Source organism: Bacillus sp. FSL K6-2431 (assembly GCF_038005165.1).
GTDB classification, from domain to species: Bacteria; Bacillota; Bacilli; order Bacillales; family Bacillaceae; genus Bacillus; species Bacillus pumilus.
The window spans coordinates 2,923,875-2,941,503 of sequence record NZ_JBBOSQ010000001.1; the positions used below are offsets into that span (position 1 = coordinate 2,923,875).

Annotated in this window: 16 protein-coding genes; 14 read left to right on the forward strand and 2 right to left on the reverse strand. The window is 41.8% G+C overall.

Annotation, left to right across the window (positions count from 1 at the left end):
• Window positions 1-4: 4 nt before the first annotated feature.
• Window positions 5-1,234: a PucR family transcriptional regulator gene (locus MHH40_RS14625; RefSeq protein WP_050944054.1), complete on the reverse strand. Its 1,230-nt coding sequence runs from the start codon at window positions 1,232-1,234 to the stop codon at window positions 5-7.
• Between the two features lie 405 nt (window positions 1,235-1,639).
• Between MHH40_RS14625 and MHH40_RS14630 the strand changes: the two genes are divergently transcribed.
• The 8 genes from MHH40_RS14630 (at window position 1,640) to MHH40_RS14665 (ending at window position 13,014) form a co-directional block, all read left to right on the forward strand.
• Window positions 1,640-1,933, forward strand: a complete 294-nt coding sequence (locus MHH40_RS14630) for a WXG100 family type VII secretion target (protein ID WP_003213769.1) — start codon at window positions 1,640-1,642, stop codon at window positions 1,931-1,933.
• Window positions 1,934-2,028: 95 nt separating this feature from the next.
• The gene (locus tag MHH40_RS14635; protein WP_003213579.1) at window positions 2,029-2,268 is read left to right on the forward strand and encodes an EsaB/YukD family protein; all 240 of its coding nucleotides are present in this window, start codon (window positions 2,029-2,031) and stop codon (window positions 2,266-2,268) included.
• Between the two features lie 14 nt (window positions 2,269-2,282).
• Window positions 2,283-3,596 carry a type VII secretion protein EssB gene (gene essB, locus MHH40_RS14640; RefSeq protein WP_340901260.1) on the forward strand — a complete coding sequence of 438 codons (1,314 nt, stop codon included), beginning with the start codon at window positions 2,283-2,285 and terminating at the stop codon, window positions 3,594-3,596.
• Between the two features lie 51 nt (window positions 3,597-3,647).
• The gene (gene essC, locus MHH40_RS14645) at window positions 3,648-8,123 is read left to right on the forward strand and encodes a type VII secretion protein EssC (protein ID WP_340901261.1); all 4,476 of its coding nucleotides are present in this window, start codon (window positions 3,648-3,650) and stop codon (window positions 8,121-8,123) included.
• Window positions 8,120-11,017: a type VII secretion protein EsaA gene (gene esaA, locus MHH40_RS14650; RefSeq protein ID WP_340901262.1), complete on the forward strand. Its 2,898-nt coding sequence runs from the start codon at window positions 8,120-8,122 to the stop codon at window positions 11,015-11,017. Before essC ends, esaA begins: the two co-directional genes overlap by 4 nt.
• Entirely contained in the window at window positions 11,007-11,492 is a 486-nt protein-coding gene (gene essA, locus MHH40_RS14655) for a type VII secretion protein EssA (RefSeq protein ID WP_050944050.1), read from the forward strand. The genes esaA and essA overlap by 11 nt, the downstream gene beginning before the upstream one ends.
• Before the next feature lie 99 nt (window positions 11,493-11,591).
• Window positions 11,592-12,335 (forward strand): (S)-benzoin forming benzil reductase, encoded by a 744-nt coding sequence (locus MHH40_RS14660; RefSeq protein ID WP_050944049.1) that lies wholly within the window; start codon window positions 11,592-11,594, stop codon window positions 12,333-12,335.
• Between the two features lie 145 nt (window positions 12,336-12,480).
• Entirely contained in the window at window positions 12,481-13,014 is a 534-nt protein-coding gene (locus MHH40_RS14665) for an HD domain-containing protein (protein WP_003212819.1), read from the forward strand.
• On the opposite strand, the gene MHH40_RS14670 is transcribed toward MHH40_RS14665, so the two are convergent.
• On the reverse strand, window positions 13,011-14,495 hold the full coding sequence (locus MHH40_RS14670; protein ID WP_050944048.1) for an esterase/lipase family protein: 1,485 nt from the start codon (window positions 14,493-14,495) through the stop codon (window positions 13,011-13,013). The two genes, MHH40_RS14665 and MHH40_RS14670, sit on opposite strands and share 4 nt — an antisense overlap.
• 182 nt (window positions 14,496-14,677) lie before the next feature.
• Between MHH40_RS14670 and MHH40_RS14675 the strand changes: the two genes are divergently transcribed.
• The 6 genes from MHH40_RS14675 (at window position 14,678) to MHH40_RS14700 (ending at window position 17,597) form a co-directional block, all read left to right on the forward strand.
• A complete protein-coding gene (locus tag MHH40_RS14675; RefSeq protein WP_003213721.1) occupies window positions 14,678-14,914 on the forward strand; it encodes a YuzF family protein in 237 nt (78 codons plus the stop codon).
• 185 nt (window positions 14,915-15,099) lie between these two features.
• The gene (locus tag MHH40_RS14680; protein WP_050944047.1) at window positions 15,100-16,203 is read left to right on the forward strand and encodes an AI-2E family transporter; all 1,104 of its coding nucleotides are present in this window, start codon (window positions 15,100-15,102) and stop codon (window positions 16,201-16,203) included.
• Between the two features lie 71 nt (window positions 16,204-16,274).
• Complete coding sequence (locus tag MHH40_RS14685; protein WP_003213446.1) at window positions 16,275-16,496, forward strand: spore germination protein; 222 nt, start codon at window positions 16,275-16,277, stop codon at window positions 16,494-16,496.
• 99 nt (window positions 16,497-16,595) lie between these two features.
• Window positions 16,596-16,817: a spore germination protein gene (locus tag MHH40_RS14690; protein ID WP_050944046.1), complete on the forward strand. Its 222-nt coding sequence runs from the start codon at window positions 16,596-16,598 to the stop codon at window positions 16,815-16,817.
• Between the two features lie 96 nt (window positions 16,818-16,913).
• Entirely contained in the window at window positions 16,914-17,162 is a 249-nt protein-coding gene (locus MHH40_RS14695) for a YueH family protein (protein WP_034660684.1), read from the forward strand.
• A gap of 27 nt (window positions 17,163-17,189) precedes the next feature.
• Entirely contained in the window at window positions 17,190-17,597 is a 408-nt protein-coding gene (locus MHH40_RS14700) for a YueI family protein (protein WP_050944045.1), read from the forward strand.
• The last annotated feature ends 32 nt before the right edge of the window (window positions 17,598-17,629 follow it).

The following is a 17,629-nucleotide window of genomic DNA, read 5'->3' on the forward strand; positions in this document are numbered from 1 at the left end:
AATTTCACAAATGGACGTTTTTTAGTTTCATATCAAGGTATATGGTCATTTTCTCATTCATGTTTTTTAAATCGATTTCTGCAATGTCCGTAATGCGTTTTAATCTGTAATTCAATGTATTGATGTGGATGTTTAATTGCTTTGCGGCAATATTGGCATTGCTGTCACAGTCAATAAACCGTTCAAGGGTTTCGACTAGGTTGGAATGATGCCTCAGGTCGTAATCTTCCAGCTTTGATAAAGAGTAACTGGAGTAAGATGAACCCCTTCGTTTTTCAGCGAGGACATCTAAATATTGATAAATACCAAGTTCAGAAAAACTGTGTAAACGTTCGGTTTCAACAGGGAAGCGCTCTTTTGTTTTTAATACAGCCAGTGCTTCTTTATAGGATGGCTGAATATGAGAGATGTTATCGTAAATTCCACCAATCGCTGCTTGAACGTGATGGATATGATAACGATCAGACAGCTGCTGCAGCATGCCGCTTGTGAATTGTTTAATATCCTGCAGTGGGTGCTCTGTTTTTGGTGAGACAAGAATAATGAATTCGTGAAAATCAACAGTCGTTAACAGCACTTGGACTTGCTGTGTTGTTTCAAGCAGATAAGATAGCTTTTTTTCTGTGTCCTCTGTGAGTTCGTCACGAAGTCGGAAGATGATGATGGCATACGTGTCTGGACATCTGATGCCGAGTCTTAAAAATAGGTCGAGCATCTCATCCTTTTCATGAATATGACCTGTGAGCATCTTCCAAAAAAGCTCCTGATTGCGTTCTTCTGTTTTCGTTTTGCGAATTTGTAAGTTAAGTAATTTGTTTTTAACAGCATGTGCTGCCATCTTCAGAAGGTCCATTTCTTCTTCTGAAAATGGCTGTGCGGATTCAATTGCCCAGATAAATCCGAGTACTTCTTTGTCCTTCCAGATTGAAATGGCAACCCTGCTAGATAAACCCACCTCTGCAATTTGAGGGACACGAAGCGGTTCGTCTGTTTTAAGGAGTGTAGGAATGATGCCGTCCTTCCAAAGCCGATTAATGACCTTTTCCGGTACACGGCGGGAGATAATGGTTGAAGTTCTGGCGGGATCAGTAAAATCATTATGTGTGCTATAAGCGAGCAATCGATGATGCGTATCTTCTATAGTAATAGGGCAATTGAGCACATCACTAATTTGGTCTGCCACATCCTCTAAACGATCAAGACTATACTTAAATGGATCTGTCTTTTTTGTCATAAAAACCCCTGCTTTTTCGAATATTTCACGTACTTACATTATGAAGAGAAAGAGGTACGTAAATCAATAACAAAATGCCATAAATTTAAAAAAGAGATCGCTATGAAAAGCGAGCGCACCGATGCTGAAAGAAGGCGAAAAAGAAATAGTACAATAATAACGTAGTAATAAATCAATAGGCGGAAAGATTCAGTGAAGTGTGTCTACACTTATTAAGAATATATGACCAAAAAAATGTTAAATACTAGATAAAAAGCGAAAATACAGTAATTCTATAGACTCATTTTGTAAAATAAAAACAGATTTGTTTGACTGTGTATCATTTCTGTTTTTATAATAATAACGTCAAAAAATAAGTGGATTAGCCCATTATATGGCGGCTATGCACGGGAGGTAATGAGGAATATGTCAGGAATTATTCGCGTAACCCCAGAAGAACTAAGAGCGACCGCTAAGCAATATGGTGTTGAAAGTCAAGAAGTGTTAAACCAAGTTGATCGTCTAAATAGAATGATCTCAGATTTAAAAGGAATGTGGGAAGGTGCTTCTAGTGAAGCATTTGCTGATCAATACGAGCAGTTAAAGCCTTCATTCATCAAAATGTCTGATCTATTAACAGATGTCAGCAATCAGCTTGATCAAACGGCAAATACACTTGAAAGCACTGACCAAGACATCGCTAGCCAAATCCGCGGCTAATCAAAGGGATTTCCTTTCTAAGTGTGAAAAGCAGAAAAAGCGCCGAGTCTGTCAATGGATGCCGGCGCTCTTTCTATTTTGTGAGGTGGAAATTTGTGTATATCGATATTACCATCGACTTAAAAAATTATGATGGCAGTGTGTTTGATTTGAGACTATCAAATTATTTACATATTAAACAAGTCATCCATATCGCCTGGCAGGCAAAACAAATCTCACTCCCTAAGCGAGAAGGCGGCTGGGTGCGAGTAGTCAATAAGAAAGCTGTGTTTTCAGGCGAATATAAGCTGTCAGACTGTGGAATCACCACAGGAGACAGGCTGGAAATACTATGAAAGGACTTTTGTAAATGGCAGATAAAAAGAGTTCCTATTTAGAAGAACAATTAGAAGCAGTGATGAAAAAAGAGGGCGGAACCTACAGCTTCATTTTTCAAAGAGAGACCATTAAACTCTTAGACGGTTTAGAAGCGGCACCGATCAAAGACATCAACCCTTCATTCAAAAAAGAGATTCAATTAACTGAAGATGAGGTCATTATTTCGATTCAACCGCCTCCTGCCTATCAGGAATTTCGTTTCATCCATGCGAAGGATGAAAAAAGCAAATGGATTTTTTCATACCAGCTTGTCGATGCAGTGTGCAAACACGACGTGAAGCGGCTGCATCCTATTGTTTCTCCTGAAAACATTGTTTTTCATCAAGGCTTAGCTCCTGCATTTTTGCATTACGGCGTCAAAGAAAGCATCCCGCCATATGAAACGGATGAGCATCGTCTGTTAAAAGAGGTCAAAGCCGTCATTCTTCGAGTGGTGGACCATGAATATCAGTTTCAAGAATATGTGGCTTACAGCGAGACACTGAAATTATCTGAACTGGCAAAAGAGATCAGCGAAACGAAGTCTCTGGAAGAATTGTCTGCCCTGATTCAGCAAAAGATCGAAGCGATTGAAACGAAAGAGAAAACGCTATTGACCATTCCGAAAAAGAAATGGAAGGTCGAACGATATATCGGACTAGGTCTGCTTGTCCTATTAATCCCTGCATTGGTGTACACCATTTACACCTTCTTTTTTGCGATGCCGAAACAAGAAGCGTATGTCGAGGCAAACAAATATTATCTCAACAAACAGTACAGCCAAGTGGTGGATACGTTAGAAAAATATTCAGCCAATCAAATGCCGGTCTCTCTTCAATATGAACTGGCCATTTCGTATGTACAAACAAATCAAGGCAACCTGTTACTCGATCAGCATAAAAAAGAAATCACAGATACATACACATTACAGACTGATCCGCAATATTTCCTTTTCTGGATTCATATTGGACAAGGCAATAGCAAGGAAGCACTTGATATTGCACGGGTACTTGGAGACGACCGGTACATATTTACGGCACTCGTCGCCTACCGCAACGACATTCAAAACGATGACAGTCTTTCTGCGGAAGAAAAACAAAAACAGCTAGATCCGATCATTAAGGAAATGGCGAAATATGAAGAAAAAGAAACAACGGAGACAAGCACCAATGAATCCTCGGGCGCAAGTCAAACAGATGAAACAGCTGAACAAAAAGAGCAGTCAAAAGCCGATCAAGAGAAAAAAGAGAAAGAATCTGAAGCGAAAAAGAAAACCTCTCAGACGAAAAAAGATGAGAAAAAATAATTCTTTCGATACAACTGACAGTTGGTGCTGTCCCATGAGGAGGTGGAGCGTTTGAGTCTTCTTTGGGTTTTTTATGAGGAGGATTATCAAACCGTCCGTTTAGACGAGCAGTTCAATCGAGAAGCTGTGATTGGACCTGAAATAGAGCATACGGTGACAATCCCTTCACTTTCGTTTGATGAAGGGGTCATCTGTTTAACTCCTGATGAACCGAATGATGGCTTTTCCATTTATCAGGGTGAAGAGAAGAAAGGCACATTACTTCCACATGAACCATATAAGCTTGGTACACTGACACTTGTTTTAATGGAAGCACATCATGATCAACACATTTATTACCTAGGAAATAGAGTCGAGCTGTCTTTTTCACGTGAGAACAAAGATGATATCGATGTGTGGAAAGAACAAGCGCATTCCATGTTTCAAGATGCGAGCCAATTTACTTTGGAGAAAATCGAAGGAACTTGGTATGTCATGCCTCAGGACGAAACGATTTATGTGAACGGGCAAAAAATTCGCGGTCCAGAGACAATTGATGCTGGAGATGAGCTGTTCTGGAACTTTCTAACGGTGACATTGAAAGATGATGATTTATTGCAGGTGACTGCATATGAACCATTTCAAACACGTTTGGAAAAAACAAGAGCACCAAGCACAGAAACAAAACAAAAATATCCTTTATATAGACGAACACCGCGTTTAATTTATGATCTGCCAGATGACCGGGTTTCCTTTAGCTTTCCTTCGCAGGAGAGTGAAAATAGCAGCAGAGGGCTTTGGCTTGTTGTCCTCCCGCCGCTTGTGATGCTTCTTGTGATGGGAATTGTCGCTCTTGTCCAGCCGCGCGGGATCTTTATTGTCGTGTCGATGGCGATGTTTATCATGACGTTAATCACATCGTCTGTTCAATACTTTAAAGAGAAATCACAACGTAAAAGAAGGGAAGAGAAACGGCAGCGAGTCTATTCTCTTTACTTAGAAAATAAACGAAAAGAACTGCAAGAGCTCTACGACCGCCAGCAATATATTTTGACGTATCATTATCCATCATTTGAACAAATGAAGTATTTAACGTCAGAAATTAGCGGCCGAATTTGGGAAAAAACACTGATGAGTGATGATTTCTTGCAGTTGCGTCTTGGGACGGGCGCAGTCCCGTCAAGCTATGAACTATCGATGAGCGGCGGCGATATGGCCAATCGTGATATCGATGAATTAATGGAACAAACGCAGCACATGCAACAGGTCTATCGTGAAGTAAAGGATGTACCCATCACATTCGGTCTTGCCGATGGCCCAACTGGATTGATTGGAAAGCCAGCCATTGTGAAAAAGGAGCTTCATCAGCTTGTCGGACAGCTTGCTTTCTCGCATAGCTATCACGATTTGAGATTTGTTTTTATCTTTCATGAGCAGGAGTATGAGAAGTGGGAATGGATGAAATGGCTTCCGCATTTCCAGCTGCCTCATACATACGGCAAAGGGTTCATTTACAACGAACAAACACGTGATCAGCTGTTGTCCTCCATTTATGAAATTTTACGTGAGCGTGATCTAGAAGAAGAAAAAGAGAAAAAAATCTTTACGCCTCACTTTGTGTTTATCGTGACAAATCATGAGCTCATTGCGGAACATGTGATTTTAGAATATTTAGAAGGCAGCCGAACGGACCTTGGCATCTCCATTATTTTTGCTGCTGAAACAAAGGAAAGCTTAGCTGAAAATATCTCGACGCTTGTCCGTTATATTAACGAGGAAGAAGGAGATATTCTCATTCAGCACAAGAAAGCCGTCCGAATTCCATTTCAGCTTGATACACATGAGCGCGGGGACAATGAGCTGTTTGCCAGAACGCTGAGAACATTAGATCATCAAGTTGGCATGACCAATTCGATTCCTGAAACGGTCTCCTTCCTTGATCTTTTTCATGCCAAACAGGTAGACGAGATTGGCATTCGTGAAAAGTGGCTCACATCAGAAACGGCCAAATCACTCTCTGTGCCAATCGGTTATAAAGGGAAAAATGACATTGTGGATCTGAACCTACACGAAAAAGCACACGGTCCGCACGGCCTGTTGGCGGGAACAACAGGATCAGGGAAAAGTGAATTTTTACAGACGTACATTTTATCGCTCGCTGTACACTTTCATCCGCATGAAGTCGCATTTCTATTGATTGACTATAAAGGAGGCGGAATGGCGCAGCCGTTCCGGAATATTCCTCATTTACTTGGCACGATCACCAATATTGAAGGCAGTAAGAACTTTAGTGAAAGGGCGCTTGCCTCAATTAAAAGTGAGTTGAAGAAAAGACAACGCTTGTTTGATCAATATCATGTGAATCACATCAATGATTATACGAAGCTCTATAAGGAGAAAAAGGCTGAACAGGCAATGCCTCATTTATTCTTAATCTCTGATGAGTTCGCTGAATTAAAAAGTGAAGAGCCGGACTTTATTAGAGAGCTTGTCAGTGCGGCACGTATCGGCCGAAGCCTTGGGGTTCATCTCATTTTGGCTACCCAAAAGCCAGGCGGGGTCATTGATGATCAAATTTGGAGTAACTCACGCTTTAAGGTCGCACTGAAAGTACAGGATGCGTCAGACAGTAAGGAAATATTGAAAAATAGTGATGCGGCGTCTATTACCGTTACAGGCCGTGGCTACTTACAAGTAGGAAACAATGAAATCTATGAATTGTTCCAATCAGCTTGGAGCGGTGCGCCTTATATGGAGGATGGCTACGGATCAGAAGATGACATTGCCATTGTGACAGATACTGGACTTATTCCGTTATCTGGGGTAAGCACAGAGCCGGCTGTGAAAAAAGAGACAGTGTCGGAGATTTCTGCTGTTGTGGATGAAATTGAACGTATGCAGCAGGAGCTTGGGATTGAGAAGCTCCCAAGTCCTTGGCTTCCACCGCTCGAAGAACGGATTCCAAAATCACGTTACGCGTCGAGTGAAGAGCATGTCTTCCATTTTGCGCTTGTCGATGAGCCAGATCAGCAAAGCCAGCATCCACTTTCTTATCAAATGATGGAGGATGGGAACATTGGGATCTTTGGTTCCTCTGGCTACGGAAAATCACTTGCTGCAACAACACTACTCATGAGCTTTGCGGAGAGATATTCACCTGAAGAATGGCATGCGTATATTTATGACTTCGGAAATGGAACATTGCTTCCGTTGGCCAAGCTGCCGCACACGGCGGATTATTTCTTAATGGATCAAATGAGAAAGATTCAAAAGTCGATGACGCGTCTGCGGGAAGAGGTTGAATACCGCAAGCGTTTATTCAGGCAGCAAGAAATGAGTCATATCAAAATGTACAACGCCTTAAATGAGAAAAAGCTCCCATTCATTTTCATCGTGATCGACAACTTTGACATTGTCAAAGACGAAATGCATGAACTTGAATCTGAATTTATCCAGCTGAGCCGTGATGGACAATCATTAGGAATTTACTTCTTAATTACAGCGACTCGGGTAAACGCAGTCCGTCAATCTCTTATGAACAACTTGAAAACAAAGGTCGTCCATTACTTAATGGATCAAGGAGAGGCGTACTCGATTATTGGCAGACCGAAATTTAGCTTAGAGCCGATTCCAGGACGAGTTATTATCAACAAAGAAGAGCTTTACTTTGCACAAATGTTCCTGCCAGTTGAAGGAGATAACGACCTCGAGCTGTTTGAGCATTTGAAACAAGAGATCCAGCTTCTTCATGATCGCTTTGCATCAGCTGAAAAACCAAAACCTGTACCAATGCTTCCTGATAAACTAACCATTTGGGAGCTAGAAAGTCGCTTAGAAGAACAAAAACAGCCGTATGACATTCCAGTCGGACTAGATGAGGAATCTGTTGCTCCTGTTTACTTTGACTTGAAGAAGAATAAACACTGCCTCATCATCGGTCAAACGCAGCGAGGGAAAACAAATGTGACAAAACTGATGCTTGATCAGCTATTAGCAGCAAAACCTGAGAAGCTAGCCGTCTTTGATTCGATTGATCGGGGTCTCTCTCATTATGCAAAAGAAGAGAACATTGATTACCTTGAAACAAAAGGTGATATCACCGAATGGGCTGAGGAAATAGACCGTTTATTCAAGGTGCGTGAAGAGATGTACGTCGAAGCTGTGCGCCGGGGAGAGACTGATCAGTTGTCGTTCTCTCAAATTGTGCTTGTGATTGATGGCATTACGCGTTTTCAGCAGACGATCGACCCGCGCCTTCAAGATCAATTGGCTGATTTCATGAAGTCATATGCACACCTAGGCTTTAGCCTGATCGCATCAGGAAATCATACCGAATTCAGTAAAGGCTATGATGCACTCACAAACGAAATCAAACAAGTTCGTCATGCTATGTTACTCATGAAAAAATCAGAGCAAAACATCATACCGCTTCCGTATGCAAGACAAGAACCAGATATTCAGCCAGGCTTCGGGTATTTGGTTGAAAACGGGAAAGAGAAGAAAATCCAGGTTCCTTTATGTGCGGTAGAAAGGAAGAGTGTTCAATGACAGAGCAGCAAAAAAGCTCCATCAAAATCGTATCAACCATGATATTGATTCTGGTTCTGCCGATTTTATTTTTCCACCTTATTGGAGATGATCCGGCAAAACAGAAAAAGAATGCCACACGTAATATTGCTGTGGTCAATGAGGATATGGGAGCGAGCGAAAGTGAAAACACCGCTCGTTTCGGACAGGATGTCGTGGCCGCATTATCAGAGCGTCCAGATTATACATGGACCGTAGTGAACCGCAGTGCAGCGGAAAATGGACTGAAAAGCAGAAAGTATGACGCTGTCCTCTATATTCCGTCTGATTTCTCTAAAAATGTGCTGAGCTATGATAAAGATCATCCTGAAAAGGCATCCATTCAATTTTCCATTCAAGATCAGCTCAATTCAGTCAATAAAGAGAAAGTGCAAAGAGAGCTGGAAAATGCGCAAAAGAAAATGAATGAACAGATGTCAACGTTATACTGGAGCTTTGTATCACAGGAAATCGGCAATGTCAGAGAAGAGTTTGAGCAAATTGTCGGTAAAGAAGTCGAATTCCAAAACACGATGTATAACTTCTATAAGCCGAACTCAAACAAACTATCAGACGCTGTTCAGCAGCAGAAGAAACAAATAGAAGAATTAAAAAATGCGATGGCCGATTCGCAGAAACAATATAAAGATGGTCTGAGTACAACAGAAGAAGCAAAGAACCAGTTAAAGGGCTTTGTGAAAGTAGTCGATCAATACCAGCAGTATCAAGACAAACAAAAGGACCTCCTGATCAAAGCGCAATCAACAAACCAAAAACAAATCCAGCAGGGGCTCAAACAGCTCGCTGATATCCAAAACCAAAATGCCCGCAGCTTTAGTGATCAAATGGGTGGACTCAAAACAGACATCAACGGCGTACAAAGTCAGCTAAACACAACGGACAGCGCCATCCAATCTGTTCACAAGTCAAGAGAGGACGCTATTCCTAAGCAATCGACGGGATTAACTAAGCTTGTTCAGGAGTCTCAGGAAGAACTGATTAAAAAGTATGAAGAGCGTTACTTAGAAGACTATCGAAATAAGATATCAGCCTTGCAGACAAAGCTATTGGCTAAACGGCAAGAGTTGATGGATGAGCCTGAGCCGCCAGTTGATTCTGAAGATGACGAGCCATCAGATCAAGATAATGAAAACCCAGAAGAGATTGGGATTAACCTAGATGAAGAAACAAATGAGCTCTCGCAAATTTCAATAGAAATGAACGACCTTGCGGATCAATTAGGAGAACAAGAGACACCGCCTTCGACCGGAGATGGGGAAGAAGGTGAAGCGGGCGAAAATCCTGCTCAGCCAGATACCGGCAACAAGAATTCATCGCAGGATGACCTAAAAGCACTCTCAACCCGCTTAGATGAAGTGAAAAAGAAAATTCAAGAAAAAGCTTCCGCTCATAATGACGAATTGAAAGACAAAGTGAGTCAAATGAGTAAAGAGCTTGAGAAACTTACGAAAAAAGTAGAAAAGCTTGAAAAGATGTTCCTATGGTTACAAGATCGATATAATGTGATTCCAAATGAAATCAAAAATCAGGAGTCCACTATTTTAAGCAAAGTAAAAGAGCTGAAGCGCAGAAACTCACCGATTGGTGAAGCTTTTAATGACAATCTTTTTGAGAAAAAGTTCGAAACAAAATCAACAAGAACTAAAAAATTAATGGAGTATTCCAATCAACTCTCTCAGCTAGAGCTGATGATCGCAAATGTCTATCAACCATCTAATAACTCTTCTTTATATGACGCAAAAGAAGAGAATATCCAGTCCATCCTCTCCATCAAAAAAGAGGAAACAGAAAACTGGGATACGCTCAAAAAACAAATGCTGACGTCAAACGATGATGTGTCTACTTTTATTGATGAGATGCAGAAGTTTTCAGATGGCTATGCAGAATACATTTCGACTCAGCAGGCAAGCATGGAACAGGAATTAAACACAATTTCTGAAAGTGCGGACAATGTTGCGAAGCAAATGGCTGATCAAGGAGATGCAGTGTATACGGCAGACCTTGCAGGCAGTTCTATTGTTGTCAGTGCACAGGATTCAATTGGTCAGGAAGTGCTTCGACTTTCTGAAAATATGAGTTCGTTAACCGACCGCCAAAAAGGGGTGGCGGATTATACGAATAACATTGAAGAGAGTGTGACAACGGTCCAAGAAAAAGCGGATACGCTGAATGAAAACTGGAGCAAGAATGTTCATTCCACGAAACTTGTTCAGCAAGATTTGAAAGGTATTTTAGGAAACACATTAAGCGATCAAGGCAACAGCAACTATGTGTATAATCACTTAGCCAATCCGCTGAAAATTAGTGGTGATGTACCAGAAGAAAAAACGCAGACTGTACCGCCAGTGGTCATTTTGGTCATTGTGATGATCAGTAGTTTGTTAATTGGCTTTTTCAGCTCGTATTATGCGGCAGCTCCGATGCTGGTTAAAGGTGCACTGTTTGGCATCTTAAATCTATTAGTCGGACTCATGATCAGCTTGTTCGGACTGAACATTTACAAGCTTGCAGATGATCAAGCGATTCAGTGGTCCATTTTCACGATTTTACTATTAGTGGCTTGTTCCGCCTTTATTCGCACGGCGTTCCTTTTCGGCTCTATTGCCGGATGGATGGCAGCAACGGCGCTTATTTTCTTCTTTGTCGCACCATTAATTGATTTGGTGATGCCGAATTTCCATTTCACAAATCCAGTGACAGACGTGTACTTGTCCATCCAATATGGAAATGGAGATCACTTTGGAATGGGTGTTATAGGATTAGTGATTTTAACTGTCCTCTTCATGGCCATCCCGCTTGTGACAAAGCTATGGAAAGATAAAACGGAGGAACGTGATGTGACTCATGAGGCTTAATCTGTTCGTGAAAGGGATGGCACTTGGTGTCATGTCCCTTTTTCTCCTCATTCCTGCTGCTTTCGCCGCTGGTGAAGATACGGATACAAATGTCAAGCCGAATGAATATCAAGAAAAAGAACTCAATATTAACTCAAGTATATTGAGGGACCAAACGAAATACGAACAAAGCAAAAAGACATCAACAGTTAAAACAGACATTCATTTTGCTGAACCGCCTAAAACTCCGGGAGGGTCTCTTTCTCCGCAGCTTTTCAGTGATCTAAAAGAGAACCCGCCCAAAACATCAGCTCACATGATGGAAGAGATGAATATCTCTTTTCGTGATGCCGCTGTATCGGCACCTTCTGGAGATGATTATGAGAAGCAGTCATCCGCACTGCTTCCGATCATCTTTGGTTTCTTAATCGTCTTTGGCATCGTTGTGATGGTCATTCTAATTCCAAAGGTGAATGTGAAGGCTGAAAAGAAATAGCCTGTCTCTTTAAAAAGAGGCAGGTTTTTCTTTATGCAGATTGCTTGAAGTCGTACCGTTTCACTACGTAAAATAGAGTTATCGAGGGAGGAGATTGTCATTCGAATTTCAATCGTTACAGGCGGATCAAAAGGATTTGGCCTAGCACTTGTGAACCGGCTGCTCTCACGCGGAGATCATGTGTACACGGCAGCAAGAAGTGCATCACCAATTTCTCATCCGAAGCTTACACATACACAGGTCGACCTGACAGATGAGCAAGCAGCAGCCAAATGGCTTCAAGATTGTCTCACGCCGCAAACACTGACAGCAGCTGATGACCTCTTATTCGTCAATAATGCAGGCATGGTGACACCTATCAAGCGTGTGGGGCAAGGCGGACAGGATAAGCTTCATCAGCATTATACACTGAATCTTGTGATTCCTGTTTTGCTGAGCCATGTGTTTGTTAAGCAGACTCAATCATTTAATGGAAAGAAAACGATTGTTCACCTTTCTTCTGGAGCGGCGAAAAATCCATATAAAGGCTGGAGTGCGTATTGCAGCTCAAAGGCAGGACTTGATATGTTTATGAGGACTTTGCATGAGGAACAGCAGGACGAGGCGTATCCAATCAACACGTTTTCATTTTCCCCAGGCACGATTGATACAGATATGCAAGGAGAGATTCGGAAATCATCAAAACAGGACTTCGAACAAATTGATCGTTTTCAGCAATTATATGAAACAGGCACACTGAAGAGTCCAGATGAAGTCGCAGGTATTTTGCTCGATCTTTTAGCGGGTGATCCAGCTGGCGGCTGTGTATACGATGCACGTGAGTATGTGAAAAAGCAGTCATAACGACTGCTTTTTTCCGTCTTGTACAAGCAAAACCGGCCAATTTGACATAAGCTAATCTTGAGACTCATAGAAAATATAACAGAACATTTGAGTTTCTTTTCAGAATATGTTAGGATGCTAAAAATATAGATAAGGAGGGGTCTCCATGAGAAAGGTTACATTAATGGATGTTTACACCCATCCAGTTGCTCAAAAGTATTTAAATCGTTCAGGAAAAGCCCATGCGATTGCTTGTGCTTATCACGCATTCAAGCTGGCGATGAAGGCTGGGATTAACCCAGATCTGGCTGTGAAAGCAGCGCTCTTACATGACATTGGCCATTATGAATGGTATACAGCCGGCGGAGAATGGGATTACGAGACATATAGACGAAATGATATTCATGCCATTAAAGGTGCGGAGCGGGCACATAAACTGCTCATACGGCTCGGGGAGGAACCAAAAGCAGCCAAAGATATTGCACTTGCGATTCTGCTTCATACAGATTCCTATTTGCCAGAGGGCGACCTTCATAAGGACACACTCCAACAAATTGTGAAGAAAGCAGATGAAATGGATGAAGAGCCTGGCGGACACCACCATTACAGACAAATAGACGAATCACTCGCAATGAAAAAAATTGCTGATTTGGATCAGAAAGTGCAGCAGGCACTTCAGCCCATGAAACGCTCTGTTTAATATGGAATGTCACCATGAATCGTTCCGTGCTGATCGACATACAATGTGCGAATAACGGTACGGTTAAACGCAGATGTCCCTGACGCAGTGAGTCCAGTGTAATTTACCGTGACAGAATAAGCACCTTCTTTTTTCAATTGAACGGCTGATGAGGTACTTGTTTTCAATGGATGATCTTTTTTTGCATCTTGAAAGTAAGTGGTTTCCACCGTTCTGCTTAACCGTTTAATCAGACCGCTTGAATGGGTCGATGCATCTCCTGACTTCGAAGCAGCTTCTTTAATTTCTTCATTTAATGGAGAATCAAAGGTTACAAGCAGCAGATAAGGAGCTCTTTTTCCTGAATTCGATTGAATCGTCCATTTTCCAGGAACGGGTTTATTGATTTTTACATGGTGTGAATATGCGCCTTCATATGGGAAAGATGCTTCCGATGTCTTAAGGTTTGTTAAGACATCTCCATTTGGGGCAATGATTTCGGGCTGCGTCTCCTGCCTTTCATTTAACCACTGGATCGATAAGCCATTCGTTCCTTCCTCTACATAGAACGCTTCTGTTTGATCCTTTTCACTTTCTCCACCTTTCACATAAACATCTGTATTGAGCTCAGCAGAAACGGGCTCTTGTTCCTCTTTATGTTTATTTTCAGCGCTCGCGGCATTTGCCAGCAGCTGATGCTGGAACACAGGAAACATACTTGTGCCGTTTTTGATTGAATAGTGATCCCATTTTCCGGTTAAAATATTGTTTGCATATGATAGTTTTGTGCTGTTTACCGTGACGGCACCATCATTTGTACCAAAGCTCTTTAAATACATGCCGCCTAAATACAGCGCACCGCCAAATGTTCCCCATTCCGAACCAGAGTAGGTGACATATTTATTGGGAAACGCCTCAAGCTGGTCGGTTTCACTTCGAAAAGCCGCCATCAGACCGGTTTGCAAAGAATAAAGCGCGTCGCTTTTTTGTCCAAGAATTTCCGCCAGCCAGCTTCCGCCCTTGCTATACGCTAGATCCGCAAGCGGTGTCCCGTTATGAGGAGAGCCGAGAGTAATGACCTTTTCCACATAGGGATGGGCTTTGAAATACACCAGGGCGGACTGTGTATCGACCCCGCCTTTACTATGACCAATCACAATGAGTTTTCTACCAAACGAATCATAGATTTCTTTGAGCTTTTCCGCTAATAGTTTGCCGTTCTTTTTCATGTCCTGATCTGGGTGCAAATCTATGAATGCGCTTTCGTATCCGTTCAAAACAGCCTGCTTTGCCATATCGTTTCGATTGGACCAAGTGGAGGAGGAGCTGTTAATGCCATGAACAAAAACAAGTGGTGGTTTTGATCCGTCTTTTTGAACGGGCTCTTCGCCTTTAAACCACTTTCCTGGCGTCCCTGGTGGGTCTCCAATTGTCCCTGCATGCGCATAACATGCAGAGGATAGAAAGAGCATGACAGCAACAATACAGATGAGTTTTTTCAAGACAATTCACCTCTTCAAATGTTTTAAATGGTTGGCAGCACCAATCTATTATACTTCTAAAAAATGTAAAAACATACCAATTGTTAAAATATGGTATTAATGTTGTGGGATTGCCCTGAGTGACATTCACATGGGTTCATGCATACGCTGTGGGTAAATACACAAGTAAAGGGGCGGGTAGTATGGCACAACAAGGAAGTCCACAGCTTGTTTCATTAGTTGATCCATATGTTTATCAAACATTGCAGAAAGTGGTCGGTATGAGATTAATTGTGCAAACAGTGAAAGATACGGTCCGTGGGAAATTGAAGGAAGTCATGCCGGATCATATTGTCATAGAAGCGGGGGCGAAATCAGTTTTTTATGTGCGGATCCAGCAAATCGTGTCGGTGATGCCTGATCACAGTGAAAGAGTGTAACAAGCAGACGCATAGGTGTCTGCTTTTTTTCATGCTTATAGAATGTATATCTAGAAAAAGTGCATGATATACCAATTGTTCTTTTTTTTTCAAAAAATGAGGTTCTAAAAACAAGAAGCAGTTGACAGATGGTGGGTTGAATAGTAGTTTTTTAATAAGATCAATACGTAACAGGAGGAGCATCTTTGTTAAAATCTAAAGTTCATTTTTGGACATTCCAAATATTACTTGTTTTACTCATTGTGTATGTATCAACAAAGGTTTCGTTTTTATTTCAGCCGATTATTTTATTTGCATCAACACTGTTTGTCCCCATTTTGCTGGCGGGTATTCTCTTTTTCATCTTTAATCCAATTGTTCAATTTTTGTCCAAGAAAATGCCTAGGACACTCGCTATCCTGATCATTTATCTCCTGTTCATCGGACTCATCACAATCATCGTCAATGCTGCCGGACCTGTCATTGTCACGCAGTTAGGCGGACTTGTCAAAAGCTTCCCTGGATATGTGACGGACATGCAGAAATTTATCAATGACTTTTCGCATTCTAAAACATTTACTTGGATGATGAGCCAAGATTATGTGTCTGTCTCAAAGTTTGAACAGACGGTCGTTTCGACATTAAAGGCATTACCGGAAAACATTGCTTCAAGCATGTCTGCGGTGTTTGGCGTGATTGCGAATATTGCTTTAGCCGTCATCACAGTTCCATTTATTTTATTTTATATGCTGAAAGACGGGCATAAGTTTCCGGACAAGCTCGTTCAGTTCTTACCAATGCCTTACCGCAAGGAAGGGCTCAAGATCTTCAAAGAATTAAACGACACGCTCGCAGCTTACATACAGGGGCAGATTATTGTCTGTTTGTTTGTCGGAGTCGCTTGTTTTATTGGATACTTATTAATTGGTGTGAAATATGCGCTTATTCTCGGTATTATCATTGCGGTCACAAATGTGATTCCATACCTTGGACCATATCTTGGCGCGGCACCAGCTGTGCTGATTGCCTTTCTTGATTCGCCTGGAAAAGCAGTGGTGACAGTGATTGTGATTCTTGTCGTGCAGCAAATTGACGGAAATGTCATTTCTCCATTGATCATTGGGAAACGCCTGAACACACATCCTTTGACCATTATCCTATTATTAATTGGGGCAGGAAGCTTTGGCGGTATCCTTGGCATGATCTTTGCGGTTCCTGTCTATGCACTGCTCAAAGCCATCACCCTGAATATTGTCAGATTGGTTCAGCTGCGTCAGCGGTCTCGTAAAGAACAGCATTTAAACGTCTAAGGCAGGGCAAATGCACAACTTTTCCCTTTCTGCATAAGATGATTGACATAAGCAGATAGGGGGAGATTCTGATGCCTGCCATCGTTGGACCTATTCATATCGAGTCATTAGGAGGAAATGGTGCAGCTACTTTCGGTGATGTACTGGCCATTGCCCCTTTAGCTGTAGACCACTCGACTGGCGGGGCTGGAGCCTTTAATTCAGGTGATTATATGTCTCTTACAAGTGATCCAAATGCGACGATGCTTTGGGACTTCACATTGTTTGGCCAGCCTCAATCATTTAATGCATAGAAAGACAGCTGGTGATCAAATATCAGCTGTCTTTTTTTATTTGTGATACACGTATTGTTGAGCTGGGCATATGATGTGGATAGAAAAGGTGGTGGAGCAATGCCAGCGATTGTTGGACCTATTCATATAGATCGTGTGTACGGAAATGGGGCGGCACATTTCGGTGATGTTTTTGCTATTTCACCAAAAAGTGTTGATCACTCCGCCGGTGGTTCAGGTACCTATAATGCAGGGGACCTCGTCCAATTTTTTAACAGTCCAAACGTCACATTTGTTTGGGATTCTAATCTTATTAGTCAGCAAAAGAGCTTCAATGCGTAGCCAGCTTTGAAAGGGTATTCCTTTTCAGAAGCTGTCTTTTTTTATGGTACAATGGATATGGATGTAAGAAGAAAAAAGAGGTGTGAACAGAGTCAAATGAAAATTAGAAAAGCACACATCACAAGCCGGCAGCCAAAGACCTACAATGTATATTTACATGAAAATAAAAAAGAATATAAAACGCTTGTTGCCGTACCTGACATTGAATGGAGTATATCCATTGCGTACGAGGACGAAAAAGAGCAGCTGATCCATACGCTCGAGCAATCCTTAATGGAAAGAGCAGAAACAGACGAAGCCCGTGAACTTGCACTAAAGATTGTGCACTGGGTCACAGAAATGTAAATTTTAAAACCAGGAGTGAAAACAGCGATGAAAGAAGAATCCGTAGACTTTTATTTGCAGCAAGGGATATTTGGACATGCTGAAACAAAACCCGATGAACGAAGAATGTTTCTGGGTTCATTAAGGGAACGAGCGCTTCTTGCCCTGACAAAGGGACAGGTATCACGAAATAAACCGTATCAAGAGGTCGAACAAATATTAAAGGCCAACCGTCAGGCCACTGTTCTTTTAAATGGTGAGTTGTCCTATGCTTCTTATTCTCAATATGTGAAAATGGCTAATGCCGCTGGATGTTCCTTTAAAGTGGTGAATCATCATGAGGCACATTCTCCTTTTGGTCTTGTGATAGAGCTGCCGAATGCGGTCAATCAAGAGCACATCTATATCGAAGATGAGCTGTTTCAAAAGGCTTTTTCTCACGAATCTGTTGAATAGGTTTCCCTAGTGAAATGAATAAGCTATAATGA